The 21,605-nt window shown below is 48.3% G+C and carries 22 protein-coding genes and 2 pseudogenes; 18 read left to right on the top strand and 6 right to left on the bottom strand.

Annotation, left to right across the window (positions count from 1 at the left end):
- Positions 1 to 40: 40 nt before the first annotated feature.
- The 7 genes and pseudogenes from NYE33_RS19115 (at position 41) to NYE33_RS19145 (ending at position 7,684) form a co-directional block, all read left to right on the top strand.
- The gene (locus NYE33_RS19115; RefSeq protein ID WP_081970047.1) at positions 41 to 1,999 is read left to right on the top strand and encodes a carbohydrate-binding protein; all 1,959 of its coding nucleotides are present in this window, start codon (positions 41 to 43) and stop codon (positions 1,997 to 1,999) included.
- A gap of 295 nt (positions 2,000 to 2,294) precedes the next feature.
- Complete coding sequence (locus tag NYE33_RS19120) at positions 2,295 to 2,498, top strand: hypothetical protein (protein WP_341067045.1); 204 nt, start codon at positions 2,295 to 2,297, stop codon at positions 2,496 to 2,498.
- 32 nt (positions 2,499 to 2,530) lie between these two features.
- A pseudogene (locus NYE33_RS19125) lies at positions 2,531 to 2,732 on the top strand (DUF255 domain-containing protein); the annotation flags it as partial.
- Between the two features lie 995 nt (positions 2,733 to 3,727).
- Positions 3,728 to 3,913 (top strand): annotated as a pseudogene (locus NYE33_RS19130) (DUF255 domain-containing protein); the annotation flags it as partial.
- Between the two features lie 585 nt (positions 3,914 to 4,498).
- On the top strand, positions 4,499 to 4,906 hold the full coding sequence (locus tag NYE33_RS19135) for a hypothetical protein (protein WP_341067047.1): 408 nt from the start codon (positions 4,499 to 4,501) through the stop codon (positions 4,904 to 4,906).
- A gap of 58 nt (positions 4,907 to 4,964) precedes the next feature.
- Positions 4,965 to 5,378, top strand: coding sequence for a hypothetical protein (locus NYE33_RS19140; RefSeq protein WP_042138221.1), 414 nt, complete (start codon positions 4,965 to 4,967; stop codon positions 5,376 to 5,378).
- A gap of 200 nt (positions 5,379 to 5,578) precedes the next feature.
- A complete protein-coding gene (locus tag NYE33_RS19145) occupies positions 5,579 to 7,684 on the top strand; it encodes a thioredoxin domain-containing protein (RefSeq protein ID WP_042138219.1) in 2,106 nt (701 codons plus the stop codon).
- A gap of 67 nt (positions 7,685 to 7,751) precedes the next feature.
- On the opposite strand, the gene NYE33_RS19150 is transcribed toward NYE33_RS19145, so the two are convergent.
- A complete protein-coding gene (locus NYE33_RS19150) occupies positions 7,752 to 8,540 on the bottom strand; it encodes a PaaX family transcriptional regulator C-terminal domain-containing protein (protein WP_042138217.1) in 789 nt (262 codons plus the stop codon).
- 206 nt (positions 8,541 to 8,746) lie between these two features.
- Here NYE33_RS19150 and NYE33_RS19155 point away from each other — a divergent pair, with 206 nt between their 5' ends.
- Positions 8,747 to 9,433, top strand: a complete 687-nt coding sequence (locus tag NYE33_RS19155; protein WP_341067050.1) for a metal-dependent hydrolase — start codon at positions 8,747 to 8,749, stop codon at positions 9,431 to 9,433.
- A gap of 120 nt (positions 9,434 to 9,553) precedes the next feature.
- Here NYE33_RS19155 and NYE33_RS19160 read toward each other — a convergent pair whose 3' ends face one another.
- Complete coding sequence (locus NYE33_RS19160; RefSeq protein ID WP_341067052.1) at positions 9,554 to 10,363, bottom strand: alpha/beta fold hydrolase; 810 nt, start codon at positions 10,361 to 10,363, stop codon at positions 9,554 to 9,556.
- Between the two features lie 153 nt (positions 10,364 to 10,516).
- Here NYE33_RS19160 and NYE33_RS19165 point away from each other — a divergent pair, with 153 nt between their 5' ends.
- Positions 10,517 to 11,377 (top strand): aminoglycoside phosphotransferase family protein, encoded by an 861-nt coding sequence (locus tag NYE33_RS19165; RefSeq protein ID WP_042138211.1) that lies wholly within the window; start codon positions 10,517 to 10,519, stop codon positions 11,375 to 11,377.
- Between the two features lie 86 nt (positions 11,378 to 11,463).
- The gene (locus tag NYE33_RS19170) at positions 11,464 to 12,447 is read left to right on the top strand and encodes an aldo/keto reductase (protein ID WP_042138209.1); all 984 of its coding nucleotides are present in this window, start codon (positions 11,464 to 11,466) and stop codon (positions 12,445 to 12,447) included.
- Positions 12,448 to 12,568: 121 nt separating this feature from the next.
- Here NYE33_RS19170 and NYE33_RS19175 read toward each other — a convergent pair whose 3' ends face one another.
- Positions 12,569 to 12,799, bottom strand: a complete 231-nt coding sequence (locus NYE33_RS19175) for a hypothetical protein (RefSeq protein WP_341067055.1) — start codon at positions 12,797 to 12,799, stop codon at positions 12,569 to 12,571.
- A 240-nt stretch (positions 12,800 to 13,039) separates the two neighbouring features.
- On the opposite strand from NYE33_RS19175, the gene NYE33_RS19180 reads away from it, so the two are divergent.
- The 3 genes from NYE33_RS19180 to NYE33_RS19190 all read left to right on the top strand — a co-directional run bounded on the left by NYE33_RS19180 (position 13,040) and on the right by NYE33_RS19190 (position 14,770).
- The gene (locus NYE33_RS19180; RefSeq protein ID WP_042138205.1) at positions 13,040 to 13,879 is read left to right on the top strand and encodes a DegV family protein; all 840 of its coding nucleotides are present in this window, start codon (positions 13,040 to 13,042) and stop codon (positions 13,877 to 13,879) included.
- 201 nt (positions 13,880 to 14,080) lie between these two features.
- Positions 14,081 to 14,434, top strand: coding sequence for a hypothetical protein (locus NYE33_RS19185; protein WP_042138203.1), 354 nt, complete (start codon positions 14,081 to 14,083; stop codon positions 14,432 to 14,434).
- Positions 14,435 to 14,599: 165 nt separating this feature from the next.
- Positions 14,600 to 14,770, top strand: coding sequence for a hypothetical protein (locus tag NYE33_RS19190; protein ID WP_341067058.1), 171 nt, complete (start codon positions 14,600 to 14,602; stop codon positions 14,768 to 14,770).
- Positions 14,771 to 14,921: 151 nt separating this feature from the next.
- Here the strand turns inward: NYE33_RS19190 and NYE33_RS19195 are convergent, their stop codons facing one another.
- The 3 genes from NYE33_RS19195 to NYE33_RS19205 form a co-directional block, all read right to left on the bottom strand.
- Complete coding sequence (locus tag NYE33_RS19195; RefSeq protein WP_039309385.1) at positions 14,922 to 15,209, bottom strand: YxcD family protein; 288 nt, start codon at positions 15,207 to 15,209, stop codon at positions 14,922 to 14,924.
- Positions 15,209 to 15,634, bottom strand: coding sequence for a membrane protein (locus tag NYE33_RS19200; RefSeq protein ID WP_039309423.1), 426 nt, complete (start codon positions 15,632 to 15,634; stop codon positions 15,209 to 15,211). The genes NYE33_RS19195 and NYE33_RS19200 overlap by 1 nt, the downstream gene beginning before the upstream one ends.
- A 257-nt stretch (positions 15,635 to 15,891) precedes the next feature.
- Positions 15,892 to 16,470 carry a beta-class carbonic anhydrase gene (locus NYE33_RS19205; RefSeq protein WP_039309384.1) on the bottom strand — a complete coding sequence of 193 codons (579 nt, stop codon included), beginning with the start codon at positions 16,468 to 16,470 and terminating at the stop codon, positions 15,892 to 15,894.
- A 276-nt stretch (positions 16,471 to 16,746) separates the two neighbouring features.
- On the opposite strand from NYE33_RS19205, the gene NYE33_RS19210 reads away from it, so the two are divergent.
- From NYE33_RS19210 to rpsP, 5 genes are all read left to right on the top strand, one after another.
- Complete coding sequence (locus NYE33_RS19210) at positions 16,747 to 18,264, top strand: carboxypeptidase M32 (RefSeq protein ID WP_341067060.1); 1,518 nt, start codon at positions 16,747 to 16,749, stop codon at positions 18,262 to 18,264.
- Between the two features lie 93 nt (positions 18,265 to 18,357).
- Entirely contained in the window at positions 18,358 to 19,005 is a 648-nt protein-coding gene (trhA, locus tag NYE33_RS19215) for a PAQR family membrane homeostasis protein TrhA (RefSeq protein WP_039309379.1), read from the top strand.
- 148 nt (positions 19,006 to 19,153) lie between these two features.
- Positions 19,154 to 19,510, top strand: coding sequence for a putative DNA-binding protein (locus tag NYE33_RS19220; protein ID WP_039309377.1), 357 nt, complete (start codon positions 19,154 to 19,156; stop codon positions 19,508 to 19,510).
- A 21-nt stretch (positions 19,511 to 19,531) separates the two neighbouring features.
- Positions 19,532 to 20,920, top strand: coding sequence for a signal recognition particle protein (gene ffh, locus NYE33_RS19225; protein WP_042138192.1), 1,389 nt, complete (start codon positions 19,532 to 19,534; stop codon positions 20,918 to 20,920).
- A gap of 409 nt (positions 20,921 to 21,329) precedes the next feature.
- The gene (gene rpsP / locus NYE33_RS19230) at positions 21,330 to 21,602 is read left to right on the top strand and encodes a 30S ribosomal protein S16 (protein WP_019910363.1); all 273 of its coding nucleotides are present in this window, start codon (positions 21,330 to 21,332) and stop codon (positions 21,600 to 21,602) included.
- The last annotated feature ends 3 nt before the right edge of the window (positions 21,603 to 21,605 follow it).

Consider the following 21,605-nt stretch of genomic DNA (forward strand, 5'->3'; position numbering starts at 1 on the left):
AGACGATTATTTCCTGAAAATATGAAAGGGGTGTTTATTTATGCTAAAAAAGTTAAACTTATTAAGTTTAATTGTTTGTATGCTCGCCAGTCTTTTAGCTGTCGTTCCTTTGACAGCAAGTGCAGCGGGTACAATTGTAAGTTATCCGTTACCGTCGATCTATACCACGACCAATCAATACACGGTAACAGCAGACTCTACCAATATACCGGTAATCGACACTTCAGAGGTATTTGTAAACTATAATTATTGTAATCTCTCTTTTTCAGGTACGACTACAATCACAATTACAGCAAGCGAGCCAATCAATACCTATAATATTTCTCCCAAAGCTTTGGGAATCACTGCAGCCAAGAGCGGAAATACACTTACCTTTACACTTTCATCACCAACCTATCTTATCGTTAAAATCAATAACCTGAAAGATCTGGTGATTGCGGCAGATGCTCTTGAAACCAATGTTCCGGCTTCATCCGGTACAGGGATATACAATGTTAAAACCGGGTACGGTGCCGACAGTACCGGTGCCACTTTGGCTACAACTGCCATACAAAACGCCATTAATGCGGCTAACGCAGCAGGCGGCGGTATAGTATACGTTCCAGCCGGCGTGTACAAGAGCGGTAACATTGTTCTAAAAAGCAACGTTTCGGTTTATCTGGAGGGTGGTTCTGTGATAAGGGGTTCAGGAAATCCAAGCGATTACACTACCCATTTCCATAAGAATTCTCTGAATAAGGATGGAACCTGGTTTATTTATACCGAAACCAATGCAAACAATATTAAGATATACGGCAGGGGAACGATTGACGGCAATGGCCATTATATGAGAAATACAAACAATTATTTGAACAATATTCTTGTACCCTTGCAGTGCAGCAACTTCACGGTTGACGGCATAACCATCAGAGACAGTGGTGGCTGGGCTACAATCGTTACAAGATCCAATAACGTAACCTTCCAGAATACCAAGCACTTCAACAACAATGAACTTGATTATGAGAATGATGCAATAGACATTCAAGAGAGCCAGAATGTACTCATTAAGCACACTGTAGCAGTATCGGAGGATGACACCTACTCATTTAAGACCTGGGATGTAGCAACTACCGATATAGCTGCAAACTGGCCTGGAACTCCTGAAAACCAGTCAAATGTAGTGGTGGATGATGCTTTGGCCTGGAGCAGATGTGGAGCATTCAAGGTCGGAGATGGAGTGAAACAGCTTCAGGATGGCATCGTTGTTAAAAACTCTTATGTATACCGGTGCTGGCGCGCTTTAGCGGTAGGTCATCTTTATGGGACTCCAGCAGCACAAAACATCATATTTGATAATATAGACGTAGAAGGCTTCTGGCCAAGATCCGGTGTTCACTCCAGATGGTTTGATCTTTCTGCAAAAACCGGTCCGATCAAAAATGTGGTCTATAATAATATCAATTTACGCGCTTTAGGTGAAGTTTCAATAATGAAGGGTTGGAGTGATACATCTACGGTCTCCGGAGTTACATTAAACAATGTTCGCGTCGGTGGAGTTGCGGTAAATAATTTGGCAGATTTGAAAATAACAGATACGAACAGCTATGCTGCAGAGCCAAAATTCAACACATTGAAATTTGAAGCGGAAGGCTATAACCTTAGTTCAGGTGTTATGTCCTATGAGTCAAGCACGGACGGCGGGCTGGATGTGGGTGGAGGCAGTAATGGCGACTATATAGCATTTAAAAATGTAGACTTTGGCAGTACAGCTAAAACAAGTATTGATATGAAGGTTGCATCCGCTAACTCCGGCGGAAGGGTAGAATTCCACCTGGATAGCCCTACAGGCCCTATGCTGGGTTATTGGACGGCAGAAACCACAGGCGGATGGCAGACATGGTCCCTCAAGAATATCCCGCTTAATGCCGGGACAGCGGTAGGAACTCATACGGTATATGTTACTTTTGTGAAGTCAGATTCAACCACAGTTGCAAATTTAACTTGGTTCCAGTTCAAATAGCCAACTAACACAAAAAACAGCAAGTCTCCTAAGTGAAGTGAAATAGGGACTTGCTGTTTGAGGTTTCAATTAATTCTTAAAGCTATGAATTGGAGCTGGGTTTCGTCCGCACGATTAACGAAGTTCGCGCAGTTGAAGCCGTTTACTGCAGAGAATAAATAGACAGCATAGTCGATATGCTTAGAGCCATACGTTCAAGATACCATTTAGCAGTTCAGTTGGGACAGACAAATGTTTTTCACAATTATGATTTGGCAAAGTGGTTTGATGAGATTAGAGATTTATTGCAATAGAAATGAAAAAATCTACAAATAGAAATTCCGAAAAGATAAAGGATAAGAACCGTTTAATTGCTCTAACTAAAGATACATTCGATATGGTTTGGTCATTTGATGGGACAAGTCTTCTTGAGCATGTGTGTAGATATAAATTAGGTGTTTATTACGAAGTACCTTTTTTCCTTTACCTGCGCCTTCCCTCACTTTTTTGGGTAAACTAACCGTAGACAACACTTTACCCAAATTATCCGAAATGAGGGGACGCCCCGTGACAACTCACAAATCTTCCAATAGATTAGCCAACGAAAAATCACCCTATCTCCTACAGCACGCCCACAATCCCGTGGACTGGTATCCATGGGGAGACGAGGCCTTTGCCAAGGCGCAGGGCGAGAAAAAGCCGATCTTCTTATCTGTCGGCTATTCGACCTGCCATTGGTGTCAGGTCGGTGAATTCCACTTGTTTAATCTCAACGTTTTTGTCACACCCCTGAGTCAGATTCCTGTTAAATTCCAAGTCTATCGAATTAACTTGCTGAATTCGCATTTCATTTGTTGATAAACTATGCTATAGGTTTTCTAAGCGTTTTTGATAGGAAAGCGTATAACAAAACGATGAAGGATATATTTTCATAGTGGCAAATGGGGCTTTAATATACTTCAAAATATGATAAATTCCATAGATATGGAGTATTTGAAGATGATGTTTATTTACATATCGGGATGATGAGAACACACTTGCTCGGCTGGTAGAACGTTTGCATGGCATGCATGAGGCCGTCGGTTCGATCCCGATTTAAAATTGTTTGAGTGTACGATGTATAAGAAGCTTGAAGTCTGTGCAAGATATTTTTGACGGTGTGAAGAGAGGTGTGGTTCCGTTGGACCATTCGGTGCTAGGGCTACAAGAGGAATTTAACTAATCACTAAGTCAACTGAAAGCGAGGGGTTGTGTCGCAGAGCATCTCTGAACACACACGCCTAGTAGCATTCCTTTAAAACGGAAAGTGAACAAGCGGTGCCCAAGTATTTCTAATGATGTGAAGTGTGCCTTTTAAAGATACTCGAACGATCAAACACCGTCGAAGGGAGCCTGTAAAAGGGCTCCTTTTTCTACTGCTTAAACGCAACAATCCATTCCGAAAATGTTATGGTTTTAAAGAGGCTGTCCCAAAGTAGGGAGCACGTTAATTTCTGTAACGGAACCTGATCGAGGTGGAGTAAACCTATCTCTTAATGCTAGAATTACAGCTAACGAATTAACCTCACTGAAAGATTATGTATTTTAAAGTCAATTCAAAGAGCAAGGGTTGTCATAGGTCCTGATTAAGTTTCGGTAGTTGAGTCAAGCAATACTTTATAAAAAAGACACTAACGAGGTTAGTGTCTTTTTGTTCACCAATGGGTAATAATGAAAATGGCAACATACGTGCTCAAGGAGGCTACATGAATGGAGATAAAAGAAGGCCAAAAGCCAAATCGACTAATAAACGAAAAATCACCCTATCTACTGCAACACGCCCACAACCCCGTGGACTGGTTCCCTTGGGGAGAAGAGGCTTTTGCTAAGGCGCAAGCCGAGAACAAGCCGATTTTCCTTTCAGTTGGATACAGCACATGTCATTGGTGTCATGTCGGTGAATTCCACTAGTTTAATCTCTACGTTTTCGTCCCACCCCGAAGTTGCTTCCTGTTTTGTTCTCATTAGGTCTGTTTTCACTAATCTCTTGCTGTACTTGAATTCATATAGTTTTAAACTAGATATGCACCACTATAAATTATCTCTCAGTCTATCAAGTTGACTTGCTGAATTCGTATTTCAGTTGTTTGAATGGTGAAACTCCTATAGCACTTATATCGCTCGATAAAGTGAAATTTGAAGCGATACGAATAAAGAAGTTTGTCCCAGTATATGGTATTATTTAGTTTGATGAAACCGACCCTGTTCAATTTGTCGAAGAAGATACACCATTTCGTTAGAACTTCACAGAGGGACTTATTGCAACTTCATATGGGTAGAACTTCTGTAGACTTGGGATGGTATCAAGAGTGTAGAATCGAAGAGAACTACTTGTTGGTACTTATTAAAGATGATATTTGGGTATGCCCAATTTTTAGTCTTGAATCAAGGGATAACAGTTATCATTCATGAAATCGTAAAACTTTTACTAAACATTATTACATAAATGAAAGCAAGATCTCATTGAATGGAGGACATATAATGAATGGCGACTTCATTTTCAATATGGATTATGAAAGGAGGGACAGGTTACTAGGAATCACTGGAGAGTGGATTGCAAAAAGGGGCACAGGAAGTGTCCGACGCTTTGAGTTTAATGACGTAAGAGTCTTAAAGCAACTAATTGAAAACAACTATATTGACCCACTTGAAGCCCATAATAGTTCTCCTAGTGTAGAAAAAATGTTTAACTTCATGGCTACATACCCCAATGTATTGACTAAAGGCTATGCCACCAGCCCATTGCGTAAAGATTATAGAGTGACATTAGATACGCTTTTTGTACCCAAAGAACATGTAACAAGGACATTGAAACACGATTTTGTTGCGTTCTGTACTAAAACTGATGAGTGTGAAATGGAAGGGGATTTATATGCTTGGTGGGACTAAGCCAAAGAACAGATAAGAGAGCAATTTCATTCACCGATTGAAGAATGGAGCATGAACAATGACCGTAGATAGAACTGATGAATTATTGCGTATACACGGATTAATCCCAAAGCAAAGTGATATAGATGATATTCGCAAGTTGTTGCTTATTGAACTGGACAATCAGGAGTCCGAAGACAATGAGTATATAAAGACGTTATGTATTCAATTGTTTATTCTTGGTCAAGTAGAGGATAGTTTGTTAATTTGGAAGGCGAAAAAGAAAAACTTCGATTCATTTATTTATATTGATGTTCAATTGCTTTGTGGGGCAGGACTAGAGCAAACCAAAATCTTTCTGGAAAATACAATAACTATTGATGCCCTGGATGAAATTGCATATTTGAAAAAGGCAGAACTAACAAGGGATTTTGTTGAATTCAGTAGAGATAACCTAATAAATTTTTACAAAGGATACTATGGAATAAGTTGAAAAATCATAAAGAGTGTTAAGTCGCTGAATTAATCAATCACCACTTGAGAACAACGCCTTCTGTTCAAACCAATTTAAAGAACCCTCTTCTTAAGAAGTTACATTTTTTCTCTCCCTTGCGACTTTCCCCACCCATTTGGGTAAAATACCCCTAAGCTTTATTTTACAAACAATCCTACAACGAAACGAGGTGATGTCCCATGACTACTCATAAAGTACCCAATAGATTAGCCAAGGAGAAGTCGCCATATCTGCTCCAACACGCACTTAACCCAGTGAATTGGTTCCCTTGGTCTGAAGAGGCGTTTGAAGTCGCCAAGCGCGACAATAAGCCTGTCTTCCTTTCAGTCGGCTACTCCACCTGTCATTGGTGTCACGTAATGGAACGCGAATCCTTCGAGGATTCAGAAGTCGCGCAGCTCCTTAACGATAACTACGTAGCCATCAAAGTCGACCGCGAGGAGCGGCCGGATATTGATGCGCTGTATATGTCGGTCTGTCAGGCGCTGACGGGGAGCGGGGGATGGCCGCTGACGGTGCTGCTGACGCCGGAAAAGAAGCCGTTCTATGCCGGGACGTATTTCCCGAAGCGGCAGATGTTTGGCCGGATCGGATTGATGGATGTGCTGGAGCAGATCCACACGAAGTGGGAGCAGGACGGGGAGGCGCTCAATAAGCTGGGCGATGACCTGCTTGAAGAGCTGCATACACTTGACCGTAAGAATGCATATAACTCGGCTGATGTAGACGGCGGTATCCCGGGCGATGAGCTGCTGCATGAGGCGTATGAGCTGTACCGGCGCCAGTTCGACGAGGAATATGGCGGGTTCGGCAATGCGCCGAAGTTCCCTTCGCCGCATAATTTGTCCTTCCTGCTGGCGTACAGCCAGCTGCACAATCAGCCGGAAGCGCTCCGCATGGTGGAGAAGACGCTGGAGTCGATGTACCGGGGCGGCATGTACGACCATGTGGGCTTCGGGTTCTCGCGGTATTCTACGGACCGGGAATGGCTGGTTCCGCATTTTGAGAAAATGCTCTATGATAACGCACTTCTGGCGAACGTCTATCTGGAGGCCTTCCAGATTACCGGGAAACCGCTGTATGCGGAGATTGCCGAGCAGATCTTCACCTATGTCCTGCGCGATATGACTTCTCCCGAAGGCGCTTTCTACTCTGCGGAGGATGCGGATTCGGAAGGCGTGGAGGGGAAGTTCTACGTCTTCTCCCGTGATGAGATCGAGGAAGCCCTGGGACTGGAAGACATGCATTCATATTGCCATGTCTACGGGATTACCCCGGAAGGCAACTTCGAGGGTGCCAATATTCCGAATCTGCTTCAGGGACTGCCGGAAGAAATGGCGGAACGCCTGGGCATGAACCCGCTGGGCCTGCGGACCCGGATGGAGGAATGGCGCGGGAAGCTGTATGAGTACCGGGAGCAGCGCATTCATCCGCTCAAGGATGACAAGGTGCTTACTTCGTGGAACGGGCTGATGATCGCGGCGCTGGCTCAAGGAGCCAAAGCGCTGCAAAAGCCTGAATATGCCAAGGCCGCCGAAGCGGCAGCAAACTTCATCTGGGACAAGCTGCGGCGCGAGGATGGCAGGCTGCTGGCACGTTACCGTGACGGGGAGTCAGCGATTCCCGCTTATGTGGATGATTATGCCTTCCTGATCTGGGGACTCAGCGAACTATATGAAGCTACGGGTCAGGCGGTCTATCTGGAACGCGCTCTGATTCTTAAGGATGGACTGCTGGAGCTGTTCTACGATTCCGAAGGCGGCGGCTTCTTCTTCACCGGCCATGACGGGGAAGAACTGCCTATCCGCTCGAAGGAATTGTATGACGGGGCTATTCCATCCGGGAATTCGGTAGCGGCGAAGCTGCTCTGGAAGCTGTCGGTGATTGCCCAGGACGTGGAGCTCAAAGGCATCGCCGAGCGTACCGCTGCGGTGCTCTCCTCTGCAGCAGCGGAGTATCCGCCGGGTTATGCGATGTATTTGCAGGCCCATCTGGCGATGACCTCGGGCGGCAGGGAATGGGTGCTCTCCGGCAAAAAAGAGGACCCGGCGCTGCACGGCATGCTGGCTCAGGTTCAGCAGGCCTATCTGCCTGACGCTGCGCTGATCGTTAACTGGGAAGGGGATAGCGAAGGCATTCTCCGCCTCCTGCCGCATCTGGCGGACAAACCGGCGGTCCGCGGCGATGCGACGGCCTATGTGTGCCGGAATTTTGCCTGCCGTGCGCCGGTTACGAATATGGAGGCGGTCCGGGAGCTTTTGGCCTCCGGCAATCGCGAGGGTTAGTATATAACACAAAGAGCAGCCTGCGGTTTGGGCTGCTCTTTGTGTTAAGCATCCTTCCAAGATCATCTTATCTGACGAAAGGGGCATAGAACGAATCCGCAGGAATTGCCTGTGCGGCTCTACGCATATGCTTGTTCATTGCGGCGATAATCACTTTACCCGGCCAATGGTCCGGCAGCAGCTCATCCGGGAGATACGGGTCGGCCATAAACAGCCCGCTTAATTCCTCACCCATCTGCAAATATAGCAGGAATAGCTGTAGAGGCTGCCCCGCCTGAAGTGCCTCGTGCAAAGATGGAACGAATTCTTCCTGCAGCCAGTCCGATTTCTTCTGATATAAGGCTTCGATTTCATCCAGCTGCCAGATCGCTTGTGCTTTCTGTGGCGTAATGGAGCCTTCCTGGAATTGGCCTTGCAGGATGGACACCTTGCCTTCCAGCTCCAGCTTCTGGATATATGCTGCGACTTCGTCGCGATAGTTCCACGGTGAAATGTACACACTGTTATATAGAAGTCCATAGCCCAGCTGGCCGAGCGCCGTACGGAACTGGTCGCGCTTCTTGCGTTCAGACTCAGGAACCTCCAGCATGACCACATCCCAGGTGTGATCCCACTTTTCCTGATACCGGGCGGGCTTGCTGTTAATCGCCTTAATGTAGGCGAGGCCCTCGGCGGTGACGCTGTACCAGGAGCGTGACGGGGAAGCGATATAGCCCTCTTTTTTCAGACGGGACAGGGCATTGCGGATATAGGTGGAGGTGTACCCCCTTTGCTCGTAAATCTCAACAAACTGCTGGGCGCCCATCTGCTCCACCTTGGACAACAGGAACAGCATAGTTTTCTCAACGGACAGCAATGTTCTTCACACCTCTCTTGACAGCTGGCAGAAATGAATATATCATAAAAACTAACGAACGTATTATAATTTGTTATATTGTAAAAATTCAGTAGCATGTCTGGCTTCAGAGCAGCTTGGTGTCATTGTAACGTAAACTTTGGGTTTTTGCACGATTCAATCCCTTAAAGCCCATTGAATTTAACAGCGAAGAGGAGAGAAAATCAATGAAAATTATCTATCATGGCCATTCCTGTGTTCAAATCGTGGTAAACGGCAAATCGCTGATTATCGATCCTTTCATTAGCGGCAATGCTGCAGCGGTGACGAAGGTTGAGGATATTAAGACAGATGCGGTGCTATTAACACATGCCCATATGGATCACATTCTGGATGCCGCGCCGATTGCCAAAAGTAATAATGCTCCGATTGTAGCTAATGTGGAGTTAGCCTCTTACCTGGAGGGGAAGGGCACCCAGACGATTGGCATGAACATCGGGGGGACGGTGGATCTTGGTTTTGCCAAAGCGACGATGATCCATGCCTTCCACACCTCCAGCATTACACTCGAAGATGGACAGAGGATCTACGGGGGGACGCCTGCGGGCTTCATTATTGAAGCTGAGGGCCGCACCATTCTGCATGCAGGGGACACCGGTCTGTTCGGAGACCTGAAGATGTTCGGGGAGCTGTACGAGATTGATCTGGCCATTCTGCCGATCGGCGGACATTTCACGATGGGGCCTGAGCATGCACTCATCGCCGCTAAGTGGCTGGGAGCGAGACATGTACTTCCGGTACACTACAATACCTTCCCGCCGATCCGTCAGGATGCAGGTGCTTTCGTTCAGGCGCTGGAAGAAGCGGGAATCAGAGGCTCGGCGCTTGCCTATGGTGAGACGCTGGAGCTGTAAGGTTGTATACAGAAGGATTAAGGATGAACTAACTGATACGTGATTTAAAATGTAAAATGACTAAACAGCCGTTTTTTTGCTTCCGCAAAGAAACGGCTGTTGTTATATGGCGGATGATTTCTACTTGGCGAACCGGGACAGCTCCAGGTTGAATTTGTCGCGTTCGTCATAGAATAATCCGTGTCCGCTATTCTCGAAGGGGATCAGTACCGAATTGCGGATTCCTTGATGCTGTGCCTCGGCCAGCGGGAAGAAGCATACCTGATCATGAATACCGTGCAGAATCAGCGTAGGCACCTGTATCCGTGGGAGGTCATTAAACAACTCTTCCTCGAGCCAAGCCTTGGAGACAGCGATGGTCGACCAGCTTGCTGCCTCAAGCCCTAATTGGAAGAACCAGTCCGAGAACGGCTGGGATACTTTTTGATAGAAGAAAATTTCGCCGAAATCATACAGCATCTTGGGCCGGTCATCGTAGGTAGACTGAATGATCTGCTCGATAGCTTCTCTGGTCGTTCCGTAAGGGAAGCCCGGCCGCTGAATCAGACTGGGGGCTGCCGAAGCGAATAGCGCAAGCTTGGAGACACCATATCCCTGGTGCCGGGCCATATACCGGATGGCTACGGCTCCGCCGGTTGAGTGTCCGCCGAGTGTAATATCCTGCAGCCCAAGTGCCCCGATCACGCAGCGGATATCATCAGCTAAGCGGTTATAATCGTACCGGCCCAGCGGTTTATCCGAATTGCCGAATCCCCGCATGTCCATCCCGATGCAACGGTAGCCCATAGGCACCAGCTGGTTGTACTGATATTCGAACATCTGGTGGTTAGCAGGCCAGCCATGGACGAAGAGAATCGTTCTGCTGCCCAGCGGGTTGATATCATTAACATAAATCTTCACGTTCGGTTCGACTCTGATCCAATGTTCCATATAGCTTCCCTCATTTATCCGTTGTATGGTTTAATTGGTTTATATTATTCAGGTATCTGAGGAAAGTGCCTAGAATACAAGCAATTGGATTGACAGCAGCTGCATAATGACAAGCGAACAAGAATCAGTCAACGGAAAGGAAGATTCATAACCATGAATAATGTTCTAAGCAATATCCGCTGGAAAGAGCAAAGTGCGGAATATGAGGCGATTCTGCAAAGGGCAGATGAGGCGGTCATAACCCCGCTAGAGGGCGGGCTGGAAGCCGAGGTATACAGAGTTACACTGCCGGATACAGAGCTTGTGTTCAAAATATGGAACCGGGATTCACGGCCGGATATCTCTATCCAATATAAAGTGCTGGAGCAGATGTACCGGCAGGGCCGTGCGGTGTCACAGCCGTATGCCTGGGGTTTGGACCCCGGGGACAATCAGGTGCTGTTAACCAGCTTTGACGGTGTGCCTCTCACGGAAGCGAATACCACCGTTCTTACAGCAATAGCAGAAAATCTGCTGGATATACATAGGCTTCCACTCGATTCCTTAAGCGGTATAGAAGTACCCGCATATGATTTCGCAGATTACTTCTTCCCGGAGTGGGGAGGTCAGCCGGAGATCAGAATGCTGGCGCTGGGGCTGGCGGACAAGGCGGGAATAACCTCGCATCATCTGATCCATGGAGACTATCATGCGGGCAATATCCTGGAGGCTGCCGGAGCCTACACCATTATTGACTGGACAAATGTCCAGCTGGGCGATCCGAGATATGATATAGCGTGGTCTATTCTAATTATCCGGGTCTATGCGGGGGAGCATTACGCAGAAGTCTACCGTTCAGCATTTCTTGCAAAGAGCAGTTACACTGCAGCTGAGCTTGAGCTATTCGAGGCGCTGGCTTGTCTGCGCTGGCTCCAGCTGTATAGAACTACAGGTATTCCGCTGCAGCCGGATACGCTTGCGATGATGCAGGCTATTCTGGAGCGCAACGGGTATTTGCCGGAAGGTCTGCTCTAAGGTGCCATAAATGATATTGGAATTTGACTGTGGTATGATCAGGGAAGACAAGGCTTCAATTTCAAATCGGGAGGCGGAAGCAGGGAATGAATACTAGAATGTTAGGCGGTAAGCTGCAGGTGTCTGCACTTGGACTCGGCTGTATGGGGATGTCCGATTTCTACAGCGGCCGGGATGAAGCGGAGTCCATCCGCACGATTCACCGGGCCATTGATCTGGGAGTTACTTTTCTGGATACGGCAGATATGTATGGTGTGGGAAGGAATGAGGATCTGGTCGGCAAAGCCGTTAAAGGCAAACGGAACGATGTTGTGCTGGCGACCAAATTCGGCAATGTACGCAGTCCGGAAGGGCAGATGCTCGGCATAAATGGCCGTCCGGACTATGTGAAGTCAGCTTGCGATGCCAGTCTCCTGCGGCTTGGCGTAGATCATATTGATCTATACTATCAGCACAGGGTAGATCCGAACACGCCAATTGAAGAAACCGTTGGTGCGATGGCCGATCTCGTTGCAGCAGGCAAAATCCGCTACATAGGGCTGTCTGAGGCAGGGACGGCTACCATCCGCCGCGCTCATGCCATTCATCCGGTAACGGCGCTGCAGACCGAATATTCCCTGTGGAGCCGTGAGGTGGAGGACGAAATTCTGCCGCTTGTCCGCGAGCTGGGTATTGGCTTCGTTCCGTACAGTCCGCTGGGGCGCGGTTTCCTGACCGGGCAGATTCAGAGCTTCGAGGATCTGGCTGAGGATGATTACCGCCGCAACTCCCCCCGTTTCCAGGGGGATAATTTCAAGAAGAATCTGGATCTGGTGGAACGCATCAAGCAGATTGCTGCCGGGAAGGGCTGCGAGCCCTCTCAGCTTGCGCTGGCCTGGCTGCTGAAGCAAGGGGAGGACATCGTGCCGATCCCGGGAACGAAACGGACGAAGTATCTGGAAGAGAACGTAGGTGCACTGGAAATAGAGCTGACCTCTGAGGAGCTGCAGCAGATTGATGAGGCTGCGCCTCAAGGGGCTGCCTCGGGCATGCGTTATCCGGAGCAGAGTATGCGAAGCTTGAATCTGTAGCAGCTGCACTTAGGGAACCAGCTAAGAGTGTGCGTTGTATGATAAAAGAGGAGCCGCGTAAGGTATGCGGCTCCTCTTTTTTGGATGCGGTAATGTTCAGCTGCTCCCTATAAAGGGCAAGCTACTTATTCCGTTCAGGGTTCTGCGGCTTCACGCGGGCGGGTCTGGATACCCAATTGCTGCGGTTCATCGGCTTCACTGTATCAATCCACGGATTCGGAGTTTCCTCAGCGCTGATGTTCTCTGCCGCAGCCGTCTCTGCTGTACCTTCGGATTCTACGTTAGCGGGGGTCTTTTTGGACAGGCCGGCACCATTATGTTTGCCTCTGTTCCACACTTTGTTCTTGCTCATCGTTACACTCCATTTCTATTCACTTATGCATAAACCATATCATAAGACGGGAAGTTAAGAAAGAACCTGATGCAGCTAATAATAGTCGCAGAGAGTAACAATCCTTCAGGCAGAATAGTCTGCTGAGCTGTGAAAAATAGCTCTAAGCACAAAAAAACGCTTTTGACAAGTTATAAATTGTACTATTGGTTTACATAAAAGGTGACTATACTAGTATAGAATTGAAAGGAGAGCACTCTGATGCCCATCAAGATTATAACGGATAGCGGTTCCGATTTACCCCCAGATTACGTAGAGCAGTACGACATTTCTATTGTCCATTTGCCGGTTCATTTCGGACATGAACTCATGCCTTATGATACGGACGCGAAGACTTTTTATGCGAAGATGCATGAAGCGAAGGAATTGCCGACTACGGCGAGTCCAAGTCCACAGGTATTCCTGGACAATTTCAAACAAGTGGAAGCAGGCACTGACATTATGGTCATCTGCATGTCCTCCAATATCAGCAGTACTTATCAGACCGCAATGATCGCCAAGGAGATGTACGAGGAAGAAGGACATCCGAATGCGATTGAAATTATAGATTCCAAACTTTTTTCAGGCGGACTGACACTGATTGTGGCTATGGCAGCGAAATGGTCGCTGACGGCAGCAAGTCTGGCTGAATTGAAAGATAAAGTGATGCACAAGGTTGAAGAGACCACCGCTTATTTCACACTGGATACTCTGGAGAATGTGATCAAAGGCGGACGGCTGAGCCGGATCTCCGGTGCCGTGGCTTCTGTGCTGAACATCAAGCTGCTGCTGAAGATCAGCGAAGAGGGAACCGTTGAAGTGGTCGAGAAGACCCGTGGACTTCCTAAGGCGCTGAGTCATCTGCTGGCCAAGCTTGATCAGAAGCAGCATGATTATGAACAGGCGGTAATCGCCATAGTCCATAGCAATTGCGAGATGCTGGCGCTGGAAATCAAGGAGCGTATTCTGGAGAAGCATCCCTTCAAAGAAATTTTGCTGTCCACCATGGGACCTGTGATGGGTACATATGCAGGACAGGGCGGAATCGGCGTTGCTTTTTAGGCTGCTGCAGATTTAATGGAGAATAAGTGAATAGCTAAGCCGTATACAAGGACTTTCTGGTGTACGGCTTTTTAGTTTGCTTTGGTATAGAGGCGGAGGAATTACAGCAAGCGGGGTGGAGGGACGGCAGCGGGCTAGGCACCCTGGGCTGGGCATGTGCATAGAATGTAGCAAATCCATTTATACGGAGGTTAAACATTCATGTCGACATATCATAGTGGCCCGCAAACAGCGGTTATCTATCAGGCTGACCCAGCGGTGGTCCAGCATCTGCACGGTGTCCGCGATTCTCTGCACCAGTCCTGCAAGCCTTATTTGAACCATAATGTGAAGGTACAGACCATCGACGGACAGATGCATGAAGGCACCATTGCCGGCATGGACAGCAAACATCTGTACCTCACGGTGACTATAACTACAGAAACGGGACGCGGATACTACAACCCGTATTACAAGCCTTATCCAGGTCCAGGTTATCCGTATCCGGGGCCGGTGAATAATAACGTCATCCTGCCGCTGGTATTATTCGAACTGCTGGCTATTTCGCTAATCTGAAGCGGGTACGGGCCGGCGAGTTGCCCGGATGCGCGCTTGACCGCTGCGGCTATTGTAATAAGTACAGTGAGTAGAGGGGATAACCTGCTCATGCAAAAATAACCGGATCAGCATCTTGCCGATCCGGTTATTGTGATGCGGTTTCTGCATGTAACAAGCTGCCGGATGATTTATCTGGCAGTTGAAGTGCTGCTGACCGGCTTCAGCGCAGAACCTGATGTGAGGACAGGCTGGAACCAGCAGGGTGGAATGCTGCGAAGTTCCCGGCAGTATTACTTATTTGCTGCCGGAATCACCGCTGCTGAGGCTGATGCTATCGGCTTGAGCTGTGCCTGATTTCAGCGTGTACTGGATGATGTCGCCTGCCTTTAGTGTGGACAAGGCGATTGTAACCTCTGTACGCTTGCCATCGGTAAACAACCCCAACCCCAACCCGCAAGCACAAAAAAACCGCCCGCTTAATGCATCAGCGGACGGCGTATGAGTTCTACATAGTGACAACTGCGGTGATTTCCTCGTCCAGCTCCAGGCGTACATTTTCACGGTAAGCGCGGATGCCGTATTCGCTGTGCAGATAACGCAGAATCGATTCAATCAGATTGGATTCGACCAGGAACTGGCTGCGGCCCTGGACCCAGACCTCTGCGGTGTAACCGGTATCTTCGTCCCAGCTAAGCTCCACCCGGACTTCCTCCACCCGTACAGCTTTGCGTTCAGCCATATGCAGGCAGATTGCATTGATAATCTCGTCCATACTGAGTACGGTAACACTCATTAGTAACGCCCGTCTCTTTCCTGCATTCTGCGCCGTTCCTGTCTGCGCCGGAAGAAGGACATGATCATCATAACGACAAGATAAATGGCCAGCATGTTAATGAAGAGGCCGATGATATTGCCGAAAGCGCCCATGCCGGAGAACATTCCGCCGAAGAGGAAGCCGGCGATCCCGCCGATCATCAGGCCTTTCATCAGACTGCCGCCGCTGAAGAATCCGCGGTTTGCATTCGTTGTGCTTCCGGCTGTGGTGCCTTTGGTGCTATCACTTTGTTTCACATTATTTGTTGTTGATTTCTTCGGGGTAGTGGTGAATCCCCGGCTTCCCGATTTGAAGCCGCCGCCACGGCGGGCATCTGCAAAGTCAGGAGCAGTTACGGCAAAGAACAGAGTGAAGGCCATGACGATCATCATTACACGTTTCATTGATTTCATTTAGTACGAGAACCTCCCAGAAGTGTGGTAAATACAGACATTCCAGAATCTGCAGCGGACAAAACCATTCTTTTAACGAGTAGCATCCGTCTTGTTCACATTAGTTTCTGTGTGTCTGCCCGGTAATACGCAGGTTACCCTCAGGAGGTTTCAATTTTTAATAATCACAAATAGAAATGTTAACTGGCTTCAAGGTTCCGGCAGGCCAAAAAAAGTGCGTGGATCCAGGATCCACGCAAACAGCAGTTTCAGAGAGTTGCCTTATGCTCCGCGTATCCATCCGAGACAAGCTCAAGCGCTCCGGTTGCCGGATCGATGATCATGCCGTGAATAGGTACGTTTGGGGGGAGTAAGGGATGGCGCTTGATCAGCTCCACAGTCTGAATTACCCCTTCCTCCACATTGTCAAACCCGCGCAGCCATTTGGTCAGCTTAATTCCCGAATTCTCCAAAGTATCGAGCACCTGCTCCGAAACACCGCGTTCCTTAATAGAATTGATCATCCGGTCCGCATTCAGGGAGGCCATGCCGCATTCATAATGCCCGACGACGATAACTTCATCCGCATCCAGCTCATACAGTGCAACCATTACGCTGCGCATTACGCTTCCGAACGGCTGGGAGATGACGGCTCCGGCATTTTTGATGATTTTGACATCGCCGTTCTTGAAATTCATCGCTTTGGGCAGAAGCTCAACTAACCGGGTATCCATGCAGGTGATGATCAGCATTTTTTTATCCGGAAAGCGGCTGGTCAGATAGGCTTCGTATTCTTTTTCCTCAACAAAATGCTTGTTAAATTTCATAATTTCTGTGACCTGACTCATGAGCATGCTGCCTCCTCAAAGTTAAATGATAATAGACTTCTTCTGAAATCCCTTCGTACAGCCCCCCCTTGGGAAGCTTACGCAATAAGTTGTTATTCATTCTACATCTTCTTGCCGCGAACTTAAAGTCAGTAATCAGAATTCCCCGGGTTCACGGTATTCATTAGAATATAAGTATTTCAAATTGAAGATGTCTATTCTGAATTTGATTATAGCCATTAATAAAAGTATCATCAAGAGGAGTGGATAAATTAGACAAGGGCAGGTGCTCAACCAATGGAACAATTGGTCAAAGAAGAGTGGGATAAATTTAAAGAGCTATTATCCAAAATCAGAGGCTATTATGAAGCTATTGGGCTCCTGGGCTGGGATTTGCGTACAGGTGCGCCGCGTAAAGGTGTGGAGATGCGATCAGCCACGCTTGGCATGCTGAGTGCAGAAGCATTCAAACTGCAGGTATCGGAGGAGATCGGTGCTTTTACCGAATTCTTCAGCCGTCCGGAAGTGATGAGCCAGTTAAGCGATAATGAGAACAAGATCGTGAAGGATACCCGCAAAGAGTACAGCCGCAGCAAGAGCATTCCTTCCAAAAAATTCGAGGAGTACTCTGTCCTGACCGCCCATGCCCAGACCATCTGGGAAGAAGCCAAGGATAACAATGATTTTGCCTCCTTCGAGCCTTACCTGACCAAGATTGTTGAGTTCAAACAGGAGTTTATCGATTATTGGGGAGTAGAAGGATCCCGTTATGATACGCTGCTGGATATGTATGAACCGGATCTGACGGTGGCCAAAGTGGACGACATCTTCAGCCGTCTGCGCAGCCGTCTTGTTCCTCTTGCCGAAGCGATCAGCGCGTCGCCGAACAAGCCGGATACGGAATTCCTGAGTCAAATTTTCCCCAAAGAGCAGCAGGAGAAGTTCGGCCTCTTCCTGCTTGAGCAGATGGGCTACGACTTTGATGCAGGACGTCTGGATGAAAGTGTGCATCCGTTCGCTACGGGCCTGAATCCCGGCGATGTGCGCATCACAACAAACTATCTGCTGGATAATGTGACCAGTTCGATCTTCAGCTCATTGCATGAAGGCGGACATGCCCTGTACGAGCAGAATTTCGGTGAAGAGATTATTGGTACACCGCTGGCTCAAGGCGCATCCATGGGGATTCACGAGTCCCAGTCCAGACTATGGGAGAATATGATCGGCCGCAGCCGGGCCTTCTGGCAGCGTTACTACGGCGATCTGCAGCAGCATTTCCCGGAACAGCTTGCAAATGTGGAAATGGAGGATTTCTACCGCGCCATCAACAGTGTAGGCAATTCCTTCATCCGCATCGAAGCCGATGAGCTGACTTACAACCTGCATATTATTGTACGCTACGAAATCGAGAAGCTTATTTTCAATGAAGGGCTTGAAGTGAAGGATCTGCCGAAGACCTGGAACGCGAAGTATCAGGAATATCTCGGTATAACCCCTCCTACGGATGCGCTTGGCGTACTGCAGGATGTTCACTGGTCGGGAGGAGACTTCGGATATTTCGCTTCTTATTCACTGGGCAACATGTACGCAGCCCAAATGCTCAATACGCTGCGCAAGGAGCTTCCGGAGTTCGAGGAGCTGATTGCTGCCGGAAACCTGCTGCCGATCAAAGAATGGCTCACCGACAAAATCTACCGCTACGGTCAGAGCCTGACACCCTCGCAGATTATCGAGCAGGTAACAGGGGAACCGCTGAACCCGGATTATCTGGCGGATTATCTGGAAGCAAAGTACACTGACCTGTACAAGCTGTAAACGGAGAAGTATTCCCTGCGGCTGCCGTAAGCTGGAAGGACCTCAGGGAAAGAGCTATAATAGAAGGAAACCGCAAATGGAAGGAATAGTGGGATGGCTAATACTCACACTTACAGCCGCAAGGAAGAGGTTGCGAACGCGATTACACACGGGATTGGTGCAGTATTAAGTATTGCTGCGCTGGTTCTGCTGGTCGTATATGCTGTCCAGAATGGTACGGCCTGGCATGTTGTCAGTTTCTCCATATATGGGGTAACTATGCTGCTGCTGTATTTTAATTCAACAATGGTGCATAGTCTCAGGGACGGCAAGGCGAAGGACTTCTTTGAATTCCTCGACCACTCTTCAATTTATTTATTTATCGCTGGAACGTATACACCCTTTATGCTGGTGGCGATCCGGGGGCCGCTGGGCTGGACTTTATTCGGAATCGCCTGGGGAGTAGCGGTATTCGGCGTCTTTTTCAAAGCGTTTTTCGTCAAAAAGTTCCTGTTCATGTCGACCATATTCTACATCGCCATGGGCTGGATGATCGTGATCGCTTGGAGCCCCCTGTCTGAAGTCGTGGCCAGCGGCGGCATGACTCTGTTGATGGTAGGCGGTCTGCTGTACACGCTTGGCACAGTTTTTTATGTGTGGCGCGGCTTCCCGTACCATCATGCCATCTGGCATTTGTTCGTGCTTGCAGGGACGATTCTTCACTTCTTCGTTGTATTCTTATACATCCTGCCGATTCACTAAGCAGGCCGGAATTTACCTCCGAAATGCCGGTTTCAGGCAAAGAAAAAGATGACAAGCAAAAAGGCTTGACATCTTTCTTTGTTTTCGGTATCATAAGGGACGTTGTGAAGCTGTAAAGTGTTTTTCCTTGACGAAGGGAGTGCCCTTAATGAGTCAGGAGAATAGGCTCGAGAAAACCAACCGGATCAACCTGCTATTTGCTTTCTATGAACGGCTGCTTACTGACAAGCAGCAAACGTTTCTCAAATATTATTTCCACGATGATTTCTCCCTGGGAGAGATTGCTGCGGAATTTGAAATCAGCCGTCAAGCTGTGTATGAGCATATTAAGCGGGCGGAGCAAGTTCTTGAGAATTATGAAGAGAAGCTTGGACTGCTGTCCAAACATGAAGACCGCAACAGATATTTAGAAGAACTGCGCAGACTGCCGGACAATGGGATGCTGCCTGAGCAATATAAACTGCGGTTCACGGACATCGTGGATCGTTTGCAGAGGTTAGAGTAGCATGAAGGGAGCAAGCCGCATATGGCATTTGAAGGTTTAACCGGAAGATTGCAGAATGTGTTCAGCAAACTGCGCGGCAAAGGGAAAGTATCCGAAGAAGACGTAAACGAAGCCATGCGCGAAGTGCGGCTGGCCCTTCTGGAAGCCGATGTTAACTTCAAAGTCGTCAAGGACTTCGTGTCCAAGGTGAAAGAGAAGTCCGTCGGCAAGGAAGTGATGGACAGCTTCACGCCAGGCATGGTCATTATCGACATCGTTAACAAGGAACTGACTGAGCTGATGGGCGGAAGCCAGGCGAAGCTGGCGAAGTCGAACAAGCCGCCGACTGTCATTATGATGACGGGCCTGCAAGGTGCGGGTAAGACAACCACTTCGGGCAAGCTGGCGAAGCTGCTGCAGAAGGGCAATCACCGCCCGCTGCTCGTAGCGGCTGACATCTACCGTCCTGCGGCGATCAAGCAGCTGCAGGTGCTGGGAGAGCAAATCAAGGTTCCGGTCTTCTCGCTGGGTGATCAGACAAGTCCGGTGGAAATCGCCAGACAAGGTGTTCAGCATGCGAAGGACAATAACCTCGATTATGTCATTATCGATACTGCAGGCCGCCTGCATATCGATGAAGAGCTGATGGAAGAGCTGAAGCAGATACATAACGTCGTAACTCCTGACGAAGTGCTGCTTGTAGTCGATGCCATGACCGGTCAGGATGCCGTGAATGTGGCTGACAGCTTCAACAAACAGCTGGAGCTTACCGGCGTAGTACTGACGAAGCTTGATGGTGATACCCGTGGTGGTGCTGCGCTGTCCGTCAAGGCCGTAACCGGCTGCCCGATTAAGTTCGCTGCTCTTGGCGAGAAGATCGATGCGCTGGAGCCGTTCCATCCGGAACGTATGGCATCACGGATACTCGGCATGGGCGACATGCTGTCGCTGATCGAGAAGGCTCAGGCCAATATCGATACCGAGAAAGCGAAGGAAATGGAACGTAAGATGCGTAATGCGGAATTTACGTTCGACGATTTCCTGGAGCAGATGGATCAGGTCAAGAAGCTTGGCCCGATCGACCAGATTCTTGATATGCTGCCTGGCATGAACAAAGCCAAAGGCATGAAGGATCTGAAAGTTGACGATAAGCAGATGGGACGCGTCGAAGCCATTGTTCATTCCATGACCAAGGCCGAGAAAGCCCAGCCTGAGATCATCAACCACAACCGCCGCAAGCGTATTGCTGCCGGCAGCGGTACCAACGTCGCCGAGGTTAACCGGCTCATCAAGCAGTTCGATGAAATGCGCAAGATGATGAAGCAGTTCTCCGGCATGATGGGCGGCGGAGGCAAGGGCGGCAAGAAGAACGCCATGAAGCAGCTTAAAGGCCTTGGCGGCAAGGGCGGTATGAAGTTCCCTTTCCGTTGATCTCTATAAGGTTTACCATAGATCAGATTTAGTACAACATCAGATGATTGCAAGAGTTTTGATCTTTATCCATCAGACATAGTACAACATCAGATGATCGAGAGTGGTTTTGATCCTAGTCTCTTGATCTCAGTCTCTTGATCTTTTAATCTTTTAATCTCTACCCTGTATCAAGGTAACGCCGCAGTCAAGCGTATCCCGCAGGGAGGAAAAGCGGTCTTATCCCGAACAACCCCAGGCCCTCCAGTCTGAACGCCTACGCCAGTTGCATTTAGCCGGGTGTCCAGAGGGCAGAGCCCTTGGGGCCCTCCCTTGGAAGGGAGGGTTTGGGAGGGATCGAAAAGCCTTGATAAAGGTTTGTCCCAAAGGTTAATAATAATTCCGATATTCTTATAAGGAGGTGAATTTCGTGGCAGTACGTATTCGTTTGAAAAGAATGGGAGCACATAAAGCGCCTTTCTACCGTGTAGTGGTTTCCGATTCCCGGTCCCCTCGTGACGGTCGTTTTATCGAGGAAATCGGTTATTATAATCCGATTGAAGTACCGGCAGTCGTTAAGATTGATGAGGAAAAAGCTCTTAAATGGCTTCAAACAGGTGCACAAGCATCTGATACCGTCCGCAACCTGCTTTCTAAGGCTGGCGTGATGAAGAAGTTCCATGAGCTGAAGCAACAGAAATAATGA

The organism is Paenibacillus sp. FSL R10-2199, assembly GCF_038000235.1.
GTDB classification, from domain to species: domain Bacteria; phylum Bacillota; class Bacilli; order Paenibacillales; family Paenibacillaceae; genus Paenibacillus_AQ; species Paenibacillus_AQ phytohabitans.

Excerpts from the sequence above, each read along its gene's own strand:
- NYE33_RS19145 (WP_042138219.1), top strand. The coding sequence starts at position 5,579 with ATGACTACTCATAAAGTACCCAATAGATTAGCCAAGGAGAAGTCGCCA.
- NYE33_RS19175 (WP_341067055.1), bottom strand. The coding sequence starts at position 12,799 with ATGAGCAAGAACAAAGTGTGGAACAGAGGCAAACATAATGGTGCCGGC.
- NYE33_RS19205 (WP_039309384.1), bottom strand. The coding sequence starts at position 16,470 with ATGAGTCAGGTCACAGAAATTATGAAATTTAACAAGCATTTTGTTGAG.
- NYE33_RS19210 (WP_341067060.1), top strand. The coding sequence starts at position 16,747 with ATGGAACAATTGGTCAAAGAAGAGTGGGATAAATTTAAAGAGCTATTA.
- NYE33_RS19120 (WP_341067045.1), top strand. The coding sequence starts at position 2,295 with ATGAAAAAATCTACAAATAGAAATTCCGAAAAGATAAAGGATAAGAAC.
- trhA (WP_039309379.1), top strand. The coding sequence starts at position 18,358 with ATGGCTAATACTCACACTTACAGCCGCAAGGAAGAGGTTGCGAACGCG.
- NYE33_RS19220 (WP_039309377.1), top strand. The coding sequence starts at position 19,154 with ATGAGTCAGGAGAATAGGCTCGAGAAAACCAACCGGATCAACCTGCTA.
- NYE33_RS19200 (WP_039309423.1), bottom strand. The coding sequence starts at position 15,634 with ATGAAACGTGTAATGATGATCGTCATGGCCTTCACTCTGTTCTTTGCC.
- NYE33_RS19195 (WP_039309385.1), bottom strand. The coding sequence starts at position 15,209 with ATGAGTGTTACCGTACTCAGTATGGACGAGATTATCAATGCAATCTGC.
- NYE33_RS19160 (WP_341067052.1), bottom strand. The coding sequence starts at position 10,363 with ATGGAACATTGGATCAGAGTCGAACCGAACGTGAAGATTTATGTTAAT.
- NYE33_RS19170 (WP_042138209.1), top strand. The coding sequence starts at position 11,464 with ATGAATACTAGAATGTTAGGCGGTAAGCTGCAGGTGTCTGCACTTGGA.
- NYE33_RS19185 (WP_042138203.1), top strand. The coding sequence starts at position 14,081 with ATGTCGACATATCATAGTGGCCCGCAAACAGCGGTTATCTATCAGGCT.
- NYE33_RS19190 (WP_341067058.1), top strand. The coding sequence starts at position 14,600 with ATGATTTATCTGGCAGTTGAAGTGCTGCTGACCGGCTTCAGCGCAGAA.
- NYE33_RS19180 (WP_042138205.1), top strand. The coding sequence starts at position 13,040 with ATGCCCATCAAGATTATAACGGATAGCGGTTCCGATTTACCCCCAGAT.
- NYE33_RS19165 (WP_042138211.1), top strand. The coding sequence starts at position 10,517 with ATGAATAATGTTCTAAGCAATATCCGCTGGAAAGAGCAAAGTGCGGAA.
- NYE33_RS19140 (WP_042138221.1), top strand. The coding sequence starts at position 4,965 with ATGACCGTAGATAGAACTGATGAATTATTGCGTATACACGGATTAATC.
- NYE33_RS19135 (WP_341067047.1), top strand. The coding sequence starts at position 4,499 with ATGAATGGCGACTTCATTTTCAATATGGATTATGAAAGGAGGGACAGG.
- NYE33_RS19155 (WP_341067050.1), top strand. The coding sequence starts at position 8,747 with ATGAAAATTATCTATCATGGCCATTCCTGTGTTCAAATCGTGGTAAAC.
- NYE33_RS19115 (WP_081970047.1), top strand. The coding sequence starts at position 41 with ATGCTAAAAAAGTTAAACTTATTAAGTTTAATTGTTTGTATGCTCGCC.
- ffh (WP_042138192.1), top strand. The coding sequence starts at position 19,532 with ATGGCATTTGAAGGTTTAACCGGAAGATTGCAGAATGTGTTCAGCAAA.